This is a genomic window from Halalkalibacterium halodurans, from assembly GCF_004376175.1.
GTDB classification, from domain to species: Bacteria; Bacillota; Bacilli; order Bacillales; family Bacillaceae_D; genus Halalkalibacterium; species Halalkalibacterium halodurans.
Genome location: NZ_SNUY01000009.1, coordinates 49,674 through 64,202, shown reverse-complemented (window position 1 = coordinate 64,202; position 14,529 = coordinate 49,674). Strand labels below are relative to the sequence as shown.

Here is a 14,529-nt window from a genome sequence, read left to right as displayed (position 1 = left end):
AAATGAACCAAAATTACTGGAAATTGGATTGGAATGGCCTGCACACTCATTATTTTCATTGTATTTTCAAAAATGTGCATGACAAAGAAACCTATTGCCATTATTTTTTTAAAAATTGACTAGGCGGCTTTAGGAAAGATGATTTCTTCAATATTTAACTGCTCTTTCTGACTGCTGTACCAAGCATCGATGTGCTGACACATCATTATGGCGTATAGGCGAATGTACCACATTTTTGTTGACCGGTGGCGTCCAGATTCCAAGTGATAATCTATTTTTTCTCTTTTATTAGAACGTTCAACAGAGGTTCTTCGTTTGTATATAAGTTTCCACTTTTCAGAGGACCTTGGTGTTTTGGTAAATAATCGTAGATTATCCTCTCTGAATGTATGGAATGTCCGACCATATTTTGCTTTTGAACACGGTGATGAGCATGTATTTTTGGTACCGCAAGCAAGTGGACAACGCCATTTTTGCCGATTTTGAGATTTGTCAAACCCGTTGGGCTTCATCTCCTTCCCAATCGGACAGATTGGAACACCTGTTGGAGATATTTGAATATCACTTTCTGTACTAAAGTTCTTCTTTGTTCGAACATTTAAATCGATGAAGGGTTCCACATTTTGATGTTCAAGTAGCTCATAAATGGCCTCAGCATCGTGCGCTGCATCAAGAAGAATTTTATCAATCGTGCCCAAGGTGTACCGTTGCGAAAATTCAATTGAACTAACCACTAGGCTGACTGAATCATGCCGGGAAGCAGGATGCAGCCGTGGATATAGCGGTAAGTCGTATTGGCTATCGCTAGTGGATATCATGTAGAGATGATATCCGTTGAAGTACTTTTCCTTAGAACTATCCCAGCCTGAGTCGATGTCGGGTTGTGAATACTGGCGTGGGTGAGTACAGTTCGTTAGTCCTTGGGCACTACAATTACAGGTTGATTTACTTCTCGGGTACCTAGCTGTTTCAATTGGTGTCCCATCTCCAACTACACCTAGAGCTTCGGGATCCCCAAGAAGACCAAGTTTCGTAGAAACCGCTAAAAATTGGGATTGAAAAAACTCAAATAATCGGTCTCCTGGCAGTTGTTTTTGTTTGGAACCATAACGCATTGCCCGATCAACGAGTTTACGAACAATTCCGGGATTCTTAGGTTCAGCTTTTTCACCCTTTTTAGGCTTCTTTTTCTTTTTTGACTTTTTCTTTTTAGGTTTGACCTTCGGCATAACATTCGGGCTTTCGAAGGCCCATAAACGTTTGAAAAAGTCTTCAAATGTTCCAACACCTGGTGTGTCACCGGGTTCAAAACCGCTAAGAATTGCATACAACGGAACGCGACGAAGTTGATCAACCCAATGAGTAATACCTTTTGTAGGTTGAACAAATAATGAAAGCAGATAAGAACGCATCATAGAAGCAGGGTCACGAGGCTTTGGTCCCTTTTTGGAATAGGAATCACCAAGCCATGTAGTTACCGAAGAGAGATCAGTTATCCAAAGCTTTTTAATTACTGGCCAATCCTTATTAACAAGGGTAAGAATGCCGCCAGAATAATGGGCATTTAACTGATTTAGAACGAAGTTTTGATAAGTTTCGTGTGCAATAAACGTTGGTTTCATTTTGGCACCTCAATCACAAGTAGTAAGGGAAAATAATCCCTTCACCGGCGATTATTGTGGTGTTTTTGAAAAGTCAAGTGTTTCTTGTCGAATTCGAGAAAATATTTTGATAATTAATTTCCAGTTTTAAAAAATGAACATTAAAAAATCCCACCTAAAATAGGAGGGATGAAATAAATTGGTTTGAGGAAAATCCTTGAACCACAAAGCTCGGCGAATGCCGAGAGTCTATTTTATTATAAGGAGGAGCTTTTTTATGTTTTGCTGAGTCTTGAAAAAACCAGTGGCACATGCTACTGGTTTTAAGCGTTATGGCTATATTGTTCAGTGCGATATAACTGAATGAAATCAGACCATTTCATTTTTCGTTTCAAATAATCGTGAAAAGAATAGCTTGTTTTTGAGTCAGGGTTATTGTAAATGAATGCTGCAAGGGCTTGTAAACGAGCGTGAACCAAAAAATAATGAGGGTTCCTCGGGTCTAGCACGGGGATCTCTGTGATTTTCACTTTCTGTCCAGCCATGTTTTTGAATTCAAGACGCTTGTAAATCAAAATATCGACCTCTTTTTAAACGTTTCTTTCTATTATACCTAATTTCTATCGGGCAAGTATGAAATATTAAAATATTGCGACATATCCATGATGGAGATTTCTATCGACGTTGCGGTATTTACGTACAAAAGAAAAACCAGAATCCTAGTTCAGGATCTGGTTTTTTCTTTTACGCTAGTCGTGTTTTAAAGTCTTGATAGCCAAATTGGCGTACAACCTGACAATCGCCATCTTGATGTTTGACGGCAATAGCTGGAAGTGGCATGCCGTTGAACGTGTTCGTTTTCACCATGGAGTAAATCGCCATATCCCCAAAAACTAATCGGTCGCCGCTTTTTAATGGCTGGTCAAACGAATAGTCACCGATGACGTCACCTGTCAGGCAGGTCGGGCCTCCGAGTCGATAGGTGAACGGCTTTTCGCCTGGTTCCCCTGATCCGAAAAGAGGGGGGCGGTAAGGCATTTCGAGGACGTCGGGCATATGACAAGTGGCGGACGTGTCCAAAATCGCAATGTCGATTCCGTTTTTATGGAGGTCAAGGACTGTCGTGACGAGATAGCCCGCGTTAAGCGCGATCGCTTCGCCCGGTTCAAGGTAGACTTCCAAACCGTATTTGTCCTGCATTCTCTTAATGCAAGCTTCCAATCTCGGGATATCGTAATCATCCCTTGTGATATGGTGACCGCCACCAAAGTTGATCCATTCCATTTGCGGTAGCCACTGGCCAAACTTTTCTTCTACTGCATCAAGCGTTGTTTCTAAATCGTCAGAGTTTTGCTGACAAAGTGTGTGGAAGTGAAGTCCTGACACCTCGTCAAGCAGCTCCTGACGAACATCTTCCTGTTTGACACCGAATCTAGAGCCTGGTGAACAAGGATCATAAATCTCATGGCCCACTTGGGTGGAGCATTCAGGGTTGATGCGTAAGCCCACTTTACTCCCAGCATCAAGAGCTCTCTGTTTAAACTTCTCAAGCTGAGAGAAGGAATTAAAGATGATATGGTCGCAAATCGAGACGATTTCATCGATTTCATCTTCACGATAGGCGGGGGCAAAGATATGATTTTCTTTGCCCATCTCCTCATGACCTAATCGTGCCTCGTACAAGCCGCTTGCCGTTGTACCCGTTAAGTACTTTCCGATGAGCGGGTACATGGTCGACATGGAAAAAGCTTTTTGCGCCAACACAATTTTTGCTCCTGTGCGCTTCATGATGCCGTTTAGGATTTTTACGTTTTTCTCCACGAGCGCTTCATCCACTACGTAACATGGCGTCGGTAATTCTTCAAAACGCATTTTAACGAACAAGCTCCGTCTCTTTAATCGGATCAGAGTCGACAAGCTGAGGATTGTGGTCTTCTTTCCAAGGAAGTCCCCACTTGTTCAACGCTTCCATGAATGGATCTGGATCAAACTCTTCAATGTTATATACTCCTGGCTTATTCCATTTTCCAGTCATAAGCATCATCGCACCGATCATGGCTGGAACGCCAGTTGTGTAAGAAACGGCTTGGGAGCCCACTTCTTTATAGCATTCCTCATGATCACAAACGTTGTATAGATAGTACGTTTTATCTTTACCGTCTTTTTTCCCTTTAAAGATACAACCAATGTTCGTTTTCCCTTTTGTGCGCGGGCCAAGAGAAGCAGGGTCAGGTAAGACAGCTTTCAGAAATTGAAGTGGAATGATTTCCTTCCCTTCAAATTCAATTGGCTCAATGGACGTCATGCCCACATTTTCAAGGCATTTTAAGTGCGTTAGATAGCTTTCGCTAAAGGTCATAAAGAAACGAATCCGTTTGATTCCTGGAATGTTGACTGCAAGAGATTCAAGCTCTTCATGGTAAAGCAAGTACATATCTTTCTCGCCAACTTCAGGGAAGTTGTATACACGTTTAATTTCCATTGGTTTCGTCTCGACCCATTCGCCATTTTCCCAATAACGTCCGTTCGCTGACACTTCACGGATGTTGATTTCAGGATTGAAGTTCGTCGCAAATGGATACCCATGATCCCCTGCGTTACAGTCGAGAATGTCGATATATTCAATTTCATCAAAATGATGCTTTAGCGCATAAGCAGAAAATACACCGGTCACCCCTGGGTCAAATCCGCTACCTAAAAGTGCGGTAATGCCCGCCTTTTCAAAGCGCTCGCGATAATCCCATTGCCATTTATATTCGAATTTAGCCGTATCTTCTGGCTCGTAGTTTGCCGTATCCAAATAGTTGGTTTTTGTGGCAAGACACGCATCCATGATCGTTAAATCTTGATAAGGTAGCGCCAAATTCATGACAACGTCAGGCTTCACTTCTTCGATAAGAGCAATTAGCTCATCCACATTGTTAGCATCTACTTGTGCCGTTGTGATCTTTGTTTTGCCGCCATCCAGTTTTGCCTTTAACGCATCACATTTTGATTTTGTCCGGCTCGCAATACAAATCTCTTCAAAGACTTCACTGTTTTGAACACACTTGTGGACCGCGACCGATGCTACACCACCACAACCGATAATAAGTGCTTTTCCCATTTGCATATCTCCTAACATAAAATTTTTAAAAGTAAAAAGAGGAAATCCATGACAATCTGCCGAATAAAAAGATTGTTAAAACACGAGCCAGTGGGCAACAAAAAAGCAAGTGCATAGCGCATCAACACGCACAACACTTGCTTCATATATTCAATATTAAAAAAGCATAAGTGTACCCATAAAAAGGCTGTATGGATACATCTACCTTAAGCTTTGGGAGCACTATAGTAGAAAGCTTATTAATATTTAAATATATCTTTTAGGTTCAGAGTCTAATAGCAAATAATTACTTTTACCACTCTTATTGACCGTTTCACAAGTTGCGTGCGTATGCACTGGTTGTAAAGTAACCAACTTATAAAATTTGAGCTTTTAACTCAATCAATAAGGCAACTAAAGTTGCCAATCGGCATTTGACCCGGCGTACCGTTGCCTTAACTTCCCAAAGGAAGTGGTCAAAAATTATCTGCTTGGAAAGACTCTCAAGTATATTTGAATATTAGCTTCCCAATTCATGCCTCTATCTTATCAGCATGTTCGAAAAATAGCAATTAGTTCAGGTAAAAAAATTTCAAGAACACAACTGGTAAAATGTCTTCGGTTTAGTAGGGAACAACCGCTTTTGTCAAACGATTCATCTCCAAGTTAAGTCGGTATCTAAAAGGTAACCTTTTTCACAGAAAGTCTAGCCAAGGGGGCAACACGAAGGGGCATCCTGAAAGACACCCCTACCATCCGTCATCACCTTTTCAAAAACTCACTGTGATTCCTTTCTTTCCGTCGCTCCGCTAGCCGGGCCTTTTTTCATGTTCTAGACAGAAACCTCGCTCATGAATGCATGCGTGTTTCCTTCCGTATCGTGAAAAAAGGTCATCCATGTTTCCGTTTGCCCGACTTTTGCCACAACGTGAGGCTCATCGATAAACGTTACCCCCTCATCGGTTAGCTTTTCATAGATCTCCTTTATACTCTCCACTTGAAAATAGACAACCGAACTCGAATGGGCGTATGCCTCTTTTTCAGGAAGGCTTAAGAGAAGGCGAAGTCCGTTACACTCAAAAAAACGCCATGCTGTCCGTGCGAAACAGAAGCGAGAGCCCGGGTGTTTCTTGATACGACTCCATGCATTTGACTTTCATATGATTCTATTATACATAATAATGGCGACTTTCGTTGAGATGCGTTTTTTTCAAAGGTAGCCATATGATAACCCCCGTTTCGAATGTTACCTTCGTTGTACGGGGAAGCTGAGGTATCGATCATTGACTTAAGTCAAGAGGGCGGAACATTCTTAATCCTATGAAAGGAGCATGACACATGGAGCTGGAAAATTTTCAAGAATATAATGATCCCGTTTTATACGATAAAGAGAACCGTTATACAGGAGACATTCCTTTTTTATTAAAATGGGCGGGGAAAGTGGATGGAACGATTGTTGATTTAGCCTGTGGGACAGGAAGAGCGACGATTCCATTAGCAAGCAAGGGCTACAAACTGATGGGCGTCGACGTACATAAAGGGATGCTGGAAGCCGCTAGAGAAAAATCGTCGCGACTCAACCTGCCCATTGAATGGATTAAGCAAGATTGTACTAAGCTGAGTTTGAACCTTATGAGTCCGTTTATTTATTCCGTTGGGAACGTCTTTCAACACTTTCTAACAAACGAGGAGCAGGACAGTTTTTTAACGTCTGTGAATAAACATTTAAAGGAGAGCGGCATTTTTATTTTCGATACAAGGTTCCCAAGCAAAGAGGAACTGTTACAACCTAGTACAGAGGAGTATTGGAAAAGCTATCAGGATACAGACACAGGACAGAAGGTAGACGTTTACACAATCAGCCAGTATGACCCTCTAACGCAAATACAGCACTACACCATGATCAGGAAATCTGTAAATGCGGAGGGTCTAGCTGTAAATGAAAAAAGAACGAACATTCGTTTACGGTACGTATTTCCAAAGGAGATGGAAAGACTTCTAAGCGCCAATGGCTTTGAAATAATTGATGTGTATCAGGATTGGCAGGAAACCCCTTTAACAAGAGATAGCGACCAAATGATCTATGTTTGTAAAAAAAGTTCTTAGTGAAATGTAGGGACTGTAGAAGGAGGTTAACCCGTGTTTTTTGTTTTAAAGGGAGGGCCTGACTACTTTGAAAAAGTATTTGGTAAACAGTGGTGCCGATATTCATGCTGGCATGCAAGCTAACGTCCGTACTGTAGGTGTGCAATGGTTACCAGAATACCAAACCTTAGAGTTTTCAGTTGCACCTCATTTCCTTTTGAAAAGCATTGAAGAGTTCTTACATATTGTTCCATTGATTGGGAAGAGCAAGGAATAACACCGATGTGTCTATTCACAGAAACGAAAAAGAGGCGTAGAAAAAACTTCGTAAGCTTCGAATCTACCCTCTTAGTCGCTTTTGCGCCGAATTAATGTCGGGCGTAATAGGAATATGAGGCAACGCTTTTCCTAAACCATATAAGGGCATGTTGCCATAAACCGATTCATACTGCCCCGCTTTTAGCCGGTACGTTTCATGATAGATGCCGACAGCGTCATTGTCCCCAACCTTTTGATTAAAGTTTTTCCATGCGGTTAAATGTTTCTCGTTTCTTGCATAGGCTGTCAAATCATCCGTTGATCGCCAGTATTGTATCAAGGCTACCGTCCGCAAACCAAAGTAGCTTTCCATTGATAAAAATCCTAATTCTTCCTTATTTTCATGGAGCTCTTTAAGCATTCCGGGCATGGCCATGAACACAGGCAGCCATTTACCCAGTGCCCACCGCTTGTTTACCCTCATCCCGATGATGAAAACAACAACATCGTTGTCATTTTCCGTTGTATATCGGCCGGTGAAAATCGATTTGCTCATAACCTTAGTTCTCCTTTCGCTTGAACGTTTCAAGAGAAGCTGTGCACCAATCGATGGCTGCCAGTGTGGCACGTTTCCCATAGTCTAATGTGCAGAGCCAATACCAGGCGTCTTCTTGATTTGCGTCATGGCTTTTAATCGCTTGTTCGACGTTTACATATGTTTGGTAACGTTCTTCTAGCTTTTGTTTGTAATCCTCTAACACTCTTGTTGTACTTTGCTTTGATTGATAACGGCCAAAAAACAATTTAAGTAAAACTTCATTTCGCTCTACAGGAAGTTGCTCTACAGGTTGTTCGAGCCAGCGTTTCAATGTTTCGATTCCTTTAGGTGTGAGGAAATACTCATTTCGATCTGGTTTTCCTTCGGTTGCCGACGTTCGCACTTCCGCTAATCCATCTTCAACGATTTTTTTTAAAGTCGGATAGATTTGCCCATAACTTATTTTCCAGAAGTGATTTAAGCTTTGATCAATCAGTTGTTTAATGGCATAGCCTGACTTACAATCGGTCGTTAAAATGCCAAGAATCGCGTAGGTGGTATGATTATATTTTTTCAACTGTCCTCACCATATCTTTTGGATATATATCATTTAGATATATTATACGGTATGAGTTTCATTAAAGCAATCATTAAAAAAATGAGCGGAGGTGTTCTTTTGAAGATTATCGATACGGTTCCATTCTTCCTTAAATACTACGAGTCTTCGCTAGCTTTTTTAAAACACTATTACAGTCAATACCCTAAAATTTTTAACGAATATTTTGCCTACCACTGCAAAGATACGGAGGAGAGGCATGACCAATCACTTGCAAAATATCCCGAGTCGTTGTTAGCTATTCAGCAGGTGCGCAGAGCGATCATCCCGATAATTGAGGAGGTAGTGGAGGAATACGGTCGACTCTATCAGGTGACGTTTCCGACTGAAGTAAATCTGATCGTTGGTGGCTATGGCTCGAATGCGTATACACATCGGCAAATTATCCCTGACGTTACGTTTGCTTTAGAAAGGCTGTCTCCGAAGGTTGAGCATTTGCAGGCGATCGTCGCCCATGAATTTGGTCATGTTGCGCATAACATCCTTTCGTCTGAAGCCGGTATGGACTGGGGAAAAGTGCAGTGGGATAGCCCGCTAATTTGGCTATATCAAGAAGGAGCTGCGATACACTTTTCACGGCAAATAGTGCCTCAACTTCCACCTGCAATGTACTTTTCCTTTGATGCTGAAGGGGAGGAGTGGTTACGTTTTTTTAAGGAAAATACCCATGCGGTCAAAAGCGCATTTGCTCATGATTATGTACAGGAAACGAGCCAATCCATGTTTCACGAATGGTTTTCGATTAATGGCGGAAATCGGTTTGGATATAATCGGCTAGGCTATTTGGTCGGGGATTTGTTATTTCAGCATTTCATCAAAACAAAAGGTGAGCGGAATGCGATTACTGCTTGGAAAGAGGGGCGTTTTCGAGAAGAGGTAGAGCGGTGGTTTAAACGATGAAAGAGCCTGCTAGGGTGACAGGCTCTTTCATCATGTTTTGGATTAGCGATCAGGGGAAACCAATATTTTCACCTGACTTTTTTCTTTCATTAAAGCCTCGAAGCCTTGCTCTACAATGTCATGTAGGCCGATCCGCTTGGTGACTAACGTCTCAGCGGAAAAGTAGCCTTGATTCATCAAGCTGATGACCGCTGGGAAAATGTCGCGGTAGCCAATAATCCCTGCAATGTTTCGTTCTCGCATGACAACTAGGTTTGGTTGAAAAGAGGCTTCTTTTTCAAAGATGCTCACAATCATCGTTTGCCCGTTTAGCTTGGTGGACTCGATCGCCTGTGTTAAGACAATAGGGACACCGGTTACTTCAAAGGACACATCAGCACCGCCATCGGTTAGACGCTGAATTTTTTCCACTACATTTACTTCCGCTGGGTTCAGGGCAATGGCACCTAATTGTTCTGCTCTCTGTCTCCGTTCGGTTGAGAGTTCTACTGCGTAAATCTTTGAGGCCCCCGAAGCTTTAAGCGCTTCAATAACCAATAATCCGATTGGGCCTGTACCGAATACAACCGCTTGGTCACCGACATTAAACTGGCTCTGGCGGACCGCATATAAGGCAACGGCGGCGGGCTCGACTAAGGCCCCTTGCTCGAAGGATACAGTGTCCGGAATTTTGTGAACCATGTGCTCGTCTACTGTCACATATTCCGAGAAACCACCTCCACCTCCAGCTAAACCGAGGAACCCTAATTGCTCGCAAAGATTATACTTTCCTTGCTTGCAGGCGGTACAAGTACCACAAGCAAAAATCGGCTCGACCACTACACGGTCGCCCTCTTCACATTTGGTCACACCATCGCCTACTTCCACCACTTGTCCAGAAAACTCATGGCCCATCACAATCGGAGCTTTTTCTTCCGTTAGAGAATGAGGGCTATTTTGTGGAATAAAGATTGGACCGGCCGCATACTCATGAAGATCACTTCCACAAATGCCACACCATTTCACTTTAATCTTTACTTTCCCTTTAAGCGTTGCAGGTTCTGCGATGTCGTCAACTCTTACGTCTTTTACTCCATGCCATCTTAAAGCCTGCAAATAAAGGACCCCCTTTAAAGAAATTTATTGCATTAATTGAAGCGCTTTCATTATCATAGTGTCATAGATGGATAATGTTGTCAATGTAGACTAGAGCAGATGGTAAGGCATATAAGTTGATTTACCGTTTACTAGAGCGCGTACCATCATAAGGGCCCTTCTTTCTCGAATATTTTATTAATAAAGGACTTCTTTCATAACAACGCAAAAAATTTTTTCGTTGGAAGTGACAGAAAATTTGGCTAAACGAAAAGATTGTATCGTGGGTTTAATCTATTTTTCTATCTGTTTTGTCTATTATTAATTGGCACAGTTTTTGCAAATGAAGGAGATAGACATACATGTTTGCGATCTAGAGAGGAGTCATAGGATGAACAAATTTCAAAAAGTTTCGATTATTGGAGTGCCAATGGATTTAGGACAGAAGCGTCGAGGGGTTGATATGGGACCGAGCGCGATGCGATATGCCGGGTTAATTGAAGAGATTGAGGCCCTTGGGTTTGAAGTAAAAGATTATGGGGATATTCCGATCAATCGCCCAGCAACGAGTGAGACTCAGGAGGGGCCGCTCAGAAATCTGGATGAAGTTGTAAAGGTGAGTGAGGAGTTGTGCAAAGGGGTTGCGGCAATCGAAGCAGAGCATAGCTTCCCTCTCATTTTAGGCGGCGACCATAGCATTAGCATCGGTTCGATTGCAGGTATCAGAAAAAGCTACAATAACCTTGGGGTCATTTGGTATGATGCCCATCCGGATTTAAATACAGAAGAGACATCACCATCTGGAAATATTCATGGGATGCCGTTGGCGGTTAATCTTGGCATCGGGCATGAGCGGTTAATGAACATAGGGGGCATTACTCCGAAAGTGAAACCTGAACATATTGTCATTATCGGGGCTCGCTCGATCGATGAGGGAGAACGGCAACTCATTAGGGAACAAGGCATTAAAGTTTATACGATGCACGAAGTTGATCGAATGGGCATGACGAGAGTGATTGAAGAGACGATTGACTATCTTTCTGCCCGCACCGATGGCGTCCATTTAAGCTTTGATTTGGATGGGATTGATCCAGTCGATGCACCAGGGGTAGGCACACCGGTATTAGGGGGGATTTCGTATCGGGAGAGTCATTTAGCCCTGGAAATGCTCGCGGAATCGGAATTGATTACGTCAGCTGAATTCGTGGAGATTAATCCAATTCTCGATAACAAAAACCAAACGGCAAACGTGGCGGTTGCGTTAGTGACCTCGCTTTTAGGAAAGAAGCTACTCTAACGTTCGATTAGCGGGAAAAAAGGGGGAGATTTTATGGGGGTTGAAGAAGTACAACGGAAAGAAACTGTAGAAAATCGAGGCAAAGGTTTGAAGGACTATTTATGGTTTCTCATTCCGTCGATCATTGGTGTAGGTCTATTTATGGTACCAATCCAAAAAGACAACGCAATTACGATTCCTGTCGCGTTTTTAGCGAAACAGCTGCAAGGAGCACTGGACGATCATTTGCCGGCTATCCTTACGATCATGCTTGCCATCGTCGTCGTGTTGTCCTGTGTGGCCACACTATTCAAGCCAAATTTGTTTATGAAAAATGGACTTTTGAAAAGTTTATTCGTCATCCATCCGATGTGGTTAGTTGTCCGGGTGCTCGGTTTCATTTTTGCGTTCATGACGTTGCTCCAACTCGGACCGGAAGCGGTATGGTCTGAAGGAACGGGTGCATTGTTGTTGTACGATCTTTTGCCGCTGTTGTTCACGATCTTTTTATTTGCTGGACTCTTTCTTCCGTTCCTATTAAACTTCGGATTACTCGAGCTGTTCGGCGTGTTATTAAATAAATTCATGCGTCCGGTCTTTACGCTGCCAGGGCGTTCTTCGATTGATTGTTTGGCTTCGTGGATGGGGGACGGGACGATTGGTGTCTTGCTGACGAACAAACAATACGAAGAAGGCTTTTACACACAACGAGAAGCAGCTGTTATTAGTACGACATTTTCTGTTGTCTCGATTACGTTCAGCATTGTCGTCTTAGCGTATATGGACTTAGAGCATCTCTTTCTTCCGTACTATTTGACGATTGTGCTTGCAGGCCTTGCAGCGGCGATCATTCTCCCGAGAATACCGCCTTTGTCACGAAAGCGGGATACGTATTTGGTAGAAAATCCTGATCGATTTGATGAAAGCGCTTCAAAGGGGCGGGGGATGTTTGCCTATGGAATGACAAAAGCGTTAGAGAGAGCTAGGCAAAATCGTAGTGTGAAGAACTTGCTTCAAGGCGGAATGAAAAATGTATTTGATATGTGGTTTGCCGTCATCCCAGTCATTATGGCGATCGGAACGGTGGCCGTCATTTTCGCAGAGTATACGTCCCTGTTTAAAATCGTGGGTGCTCCGTTTGTACCGATTCTACAGCTGCTTCAAGTACCTGAAGCCCATGCAGCTGCGCAAACAATGGTCGTCGGCTTTGCTGACATGTTCCTGCCAGCTATTATTGGGAGCGGTATTGAAAGTGATTTGACGAGATTTGTCATTGCCTGCGTGTCAGTTACGCAATTGATTTATATGTCTGAGGTCGGCGGACTGATTATCGCCTCAAAATTACCCGTTAAATTTATTGATCTTGTCCTGATTTTCTTATTGCGAACAATCATCACGTTACCAATTATTGTAGGAATGGCCCACCTGATTTTTTAACGTTCTGAGCTTGAGGAGGACTCAAGCTCTTTTCCGTTCGGGGTCGATCATGATCGAAAACATGTAAAAGGGGAAAGCAAATGAAGACTGATCAAAAACACATTTCATTCGGACTATCTGTCATTCCATTGCTCGTCATGTTTGTCTCCATGGGTTTTACGATTATTGTATTTGAAGGCAGCCCCCATATTCCGCTCATTGTCGGGACGGTTGTCGCAGCTTTTATTGCTTGGCGCGCGGGCTTTACGTGGAAGGAAATTGAGGCTGGACTTTACAAAGGGATCCGTCTAGCGCTCCCGGCGATCGTGATCATTATCATGGTCGGTGTCATTATTGGCGCGTGGATCGGGGGTGGGATCATTGCGACAATGGTCTATTACGGTCTTAAGCTGATCTCACCACCATTGTTCTTAGTATCAATTACGGTCATTACAGCGATTGTCTCCCTTGCTATCGGAAGTTCATGGTCGACGATGGGAACGATTGGTGTGGCGGGAATGGGGATTGGTATCAGTATGGGAATCCCTGCTCCGATGGTCGCAGGTGCCATCATCTCAGGCGCTTACTTCGGCGATAAAATGTCGCCCCTGTCTGACTCGACCAACCTTGCTGCTGGGATTACAGGTGTTGATTTATTTGAGCATATTAAACATATGCTTTATACGACGATTCCTGGGTTTGTCATTGCGCTCGTCTTCTATGCCGTGCTAGGGAGAAGCTTTCGCGCAGATTCAGTCGAGCAACAAGGCATTTTAGAGGTGATGAATCTGTTGCAAGAAAGCTTTGTCATTTCCCCATGGTTGCTATTGATCCCTGCATGTGTCATTTTTCTCGTCATTAAAAAGGTTCCTGCTTTGCCAGCCTTAACAGCGGGCGTCCTGGTCGGGTTTTTATCGCAAATCTTCGTTCAAGGTGGAACGGTTGGAGATGCGGTAAATACGTTAAGTGACGGGTTTGTGATTCTAACAGGGAATGAGATGATTGATACGCTTTTTAATCGTGGTGGAATTGAGGCGATGATGTATACCGTCTCCCTCACGATAGTGGCCATGACCTTTGGGGGCGTTCTAGAGAATACAGGAATGTTAAAGGTGATCGTAGCAAAAATTCTCATGCTCGCAAAGACGGCAAAAGGATTGCTGACGACGGCTATCAGTTCTGCGTTTTTCACGAACATTACAGCAGCCGAGCAATATATTTCCATTGTTATTCCGGGAAGAATGTATGTGGAAAGTTTTAGAGAAAAGAGACTTCATCCGAAAAATTTATCGCGTGCGGTAGAGGATGGGGGGACGCTCACATCGGTTTTTGTTCCTTGGAATACGTGCGCCATATTTATCTTTGCTACCCTATCTGTTCACCCGTTTGAATACGGTCCTTATGCGATATTTAATTTAATTGTTCCGTTTATTTCACTTTTGTTTGCTTGGACTGGATTTTCCATCGTGAAACTAACCGATCAAGAGGTGGAACAATGGAAGGAAAAAGCAAAGGCCATGTAAAAAAGCTTGAGTTCGTCTCAAGCTTGGAAGGTGTTTGGTCAAAAGCCTTGGCGATCGTACGACGAGAAAACCACCCGTACAATAGGGTTTTCGTCATCATTTTCGGGTGATACGCAGGTTGACCGCGGCAAAGAAAACACGACGAATGCAAACAAAG

Annotated in this window: 13 protein-coding genes and 1 pseudogene; 6 read left to right on the top strand and 8 right to left on the bottom strand. The window is 43.0% G+C overall.

The annotated features are described in order from the left end of the window. Window positions 1-119 precede the first annotated feature (119 nt). The 5 genes and pseudogenes from E2L07_RS04790 to E2L07_RS04770 form a co-directional block, all read right to left on the bottom strand. A complete protein-coding gene (locus E2L07_RS04790) occupies window positions 120-1,622 on the bottom strand; it encodes a transposase (RefSeq protein WP_134228599.1) in 1,503 nt (500 codons plus the stop codon). A gap of 302 nt (window positions 1,623-1,924) precedes the next feature. After that, a complete protein-coding gene (locus tag E2L07_RS04785) occupies window positions 1,925-2,176 on the bottom strand; it encodes a YpmP family protein (RefSeq protein WP_134228968.1) in 252 nt (83 codons plus the stop codon). A gap of 169 nt (window positions 2,177-2,345) precedes the next feature. Further along, the gene (nspC, locus tag E2L07_RS04780; protein ID WP_134228983.1) at window positions 2,346-3,473 is read right to left on the bottom strand and encodes a carboxynorspermidine decarboxylase; all 1,128 of its coding nucleotides are present in this window, start codon (window positions 3,471-3,473) and stop codon (window positions 2,346-2,348) included. 1 nt (window position 3,474) lies between these two features. After that, window positions 3,475-4,707, bottom strand: a complete 1,233-nt coding sequence (locus E2L07_RS04775) for a saccharopine dehydrogenase family protein (protein ID WP_053430083.1) — start codon at window positions 4,705-4,707, stop codon at window positions 3,475-3,477. Between the two features lie 811 nt (window positions 4,708-5,518). Next, window positions 5,519-5,846 (bottom strand): annotated as a pseudogene (locus E2L07_RS04770) (VOC family protein). Between the two features lie 178 nt (window positions 5,847-6,024). Between E2L07_RS04770 and E2L07_RS04765 the strand changes: the two are divergent. Together E2L07_RS04765 and E2L07_RS04760 are read left to right on the top strand one after the other, a co-directional pair. Next, window positions 6,025-6,792: a class I SAM-dependent methyltransferase gene (locus E2L07_RS04765; protein ID WP_208401979.1), complete on the top strand. Its 768-nt coding sequence runs from the start codon at window positions 6,025-6,027 to the stop codon at window positions 6,790-6,792. Window positions 6,793-6,859: 67 nt separating this feature from the next. Then, a complete protein-coding gene (locus tag E2L07_RS04760) occupies window positions 6,860-7,048 on the top strand; it encodes a hypothetical protein (RefSeq protein ID WP_134228967.1) in 189 nt (62 codons plus the stop codon). Window positions 7,049-7,111: 63 nt separating this feature from the next. On the opposite strand, the gene E2L07_RS04755 is transcribed toward E2L07_RS04760, so the two are convergent. Together E2L07_RS04755 and E2L07_RS04750 are read right to left on the bottom strand one after the other, a co-directional pair. Further along, on the bottom strand, window positions 7,112-7,585 hold the full coding sequence (locus E2L07_RS04755) for a DUF4188 domain-containing protein (RefSeq protein ID WP_134228966.1): 474 nt from the start codon (window positions 7,583-7,585) through the stop codon (window positions 7,112-7,114). Window positions 7,586-7,589: 4 nt separating this feature from the next. After that, window positions 7,590-8,144, bottom strand: coding sequence for a PadR family transcriptional regulator (locus E2L07_RS04750; protein WP_053430078.1), 555 nt, complete (start codon window positions 8,142-8,144; stop codon window positions 7,590-7,592). Window positions 8,145-8,243: 99 nt separating this feature from the next. Here E2L07_RS04750 and E2L07_RS04745 point away from each other — a divergent pair, with 99 nt between their 5' ends. Further along, the gene (locus E2L07_RS04745) at window positions 8,244-9,083 is read left to right on the top strand and encodes a hypothetical protein (RefSeq protein ID WP_243854906.1); all 840 of its coding nucleotides are present in this window, start codon (window positions 8,244-8,246) and stop codon (window positions 9,081-9,083) included. Window positions 9,084-9,125: 42 nt separating this feature from the next. Here E2L07_RS04745 and E2L07_RS04740 read toward each other — a convergent pair whose 3' ends face one another. Further along, window positions 9,126-10,178: a 2,3-butanediol dehydrogenase gene (locus tag E2L07_RS04740; RefSeq protein ID WP_134228964.1), complete on the bottom strand. Its 1,053-nt coding sequence runs from the start codon at window positions 10,176-10,178 to the stop codon at window positions 9,126-9,128. 370 nt (window positions 10,179-10,548) lie between these two features. Here E2L07_RS04740 and rocF point away from each other — a divergent pair, with 370 nt between their 5' ends. The 3 genes from rocF to nhaC all read left to right on the top strand — a co-directional run bounded on the left by rocF (window position 10,549) and on the right by nhaC (window position 14,372). Continuing rightward, the gene (rocF, locus tag E2L07_RS04735) at window positions 10,549-11,454 is read left to right on the top strand and encodes an arginase (RefSeq protein WP_010900073.1); all 906 of its coding nucleotides are present in this window, start codon (window positions 10,549-10,551) and stop codon (window positions 11,452-11,454) included. A gap of 33 nt (window positions 11,455-11,487) precedes the next feature. Beyond that, a complete protein-coding gene (locus tag E2L07_RS04730) occupies window positions 11,488-12,870 on the top strand; it encodes a YjiH family protein (RefSeq protein ID WP_053430076.1) in 1,383 nt (460 codons plus the stop codon). An 80-nt stretch (window positions 12,871-12,950) separates the two neighbouring features. Further along, on the top strand, window positions 12,951-14,372 hold the full coding sequence (nhaC, locus tag E2L07_RS04725) for a Na+/H+ antiporter NhaC (RefSeq protein WP_134228963.1): 1,422 nt from the start codon (window positions 12,951-12,953) through the stop codon (window positions 14,370-14,372). The last annotated feature ends 157 nt before the right edge of the window (window positions 14,373-14,529 follow it).

Bases quoted from the DNA above. Each gene is read 5' to 3' on its own strand.
- rocF (WP_010900073.1), top strand. From the start codon at position 10,549: ATGAACAAATTTCAAAAAGTTTCGATTATTGGAGTGCCAATGGATTTA.
- nhaC (WP_134228963.1), top strand. From the start codon at position 12,951: ATGAAGACTGATCAAAAACACATTTCATTCGGACTATCTGTCATTCCA.
- E2L07_RS04755 (WP_134228966.1), bottom strand. From the start codon at position 7,585: ATGAGCAAATCGATTTTCACCGGCCGATATACAACGGAAAATGACAAC.
- nspC (WP_134228983.1), bottom strand. From the start codon at position 3,473: ATGCGTTTTGAAGAATTACCGACGCCATGTTACGTAGTGGATGAAGCG.
- E2L07_RS04790 (WP_134228599.1), bottom strand. From the start codon at position 1,622: ATGAAACCAACGTTTATTGCACACGAAACTTATCAAAACTTCGTTCTA.
- E2L07_RS04765 (WP_208401979.1), top strand. From the start codon at position 6,025: ATGGAGCTGGAAAATTTTCAAGAATATAATGATCCCGTTTTATACGAT.
- E2L07_RS04730 (WP_053430076.1), top strand. From the start codon at position 11,488: ATGGGGGTTGAAGAAGTACAACGGAAAGAAACTGTAGAAAATCGAGGC.
- E2L07_RS04775 (WP_053430083.1), bottom strand. From the start codon at position 4,707: ATGGGAAAAGCACTTATTATCGGTTGTGGTGGTGTAGCATCGGTCGCG.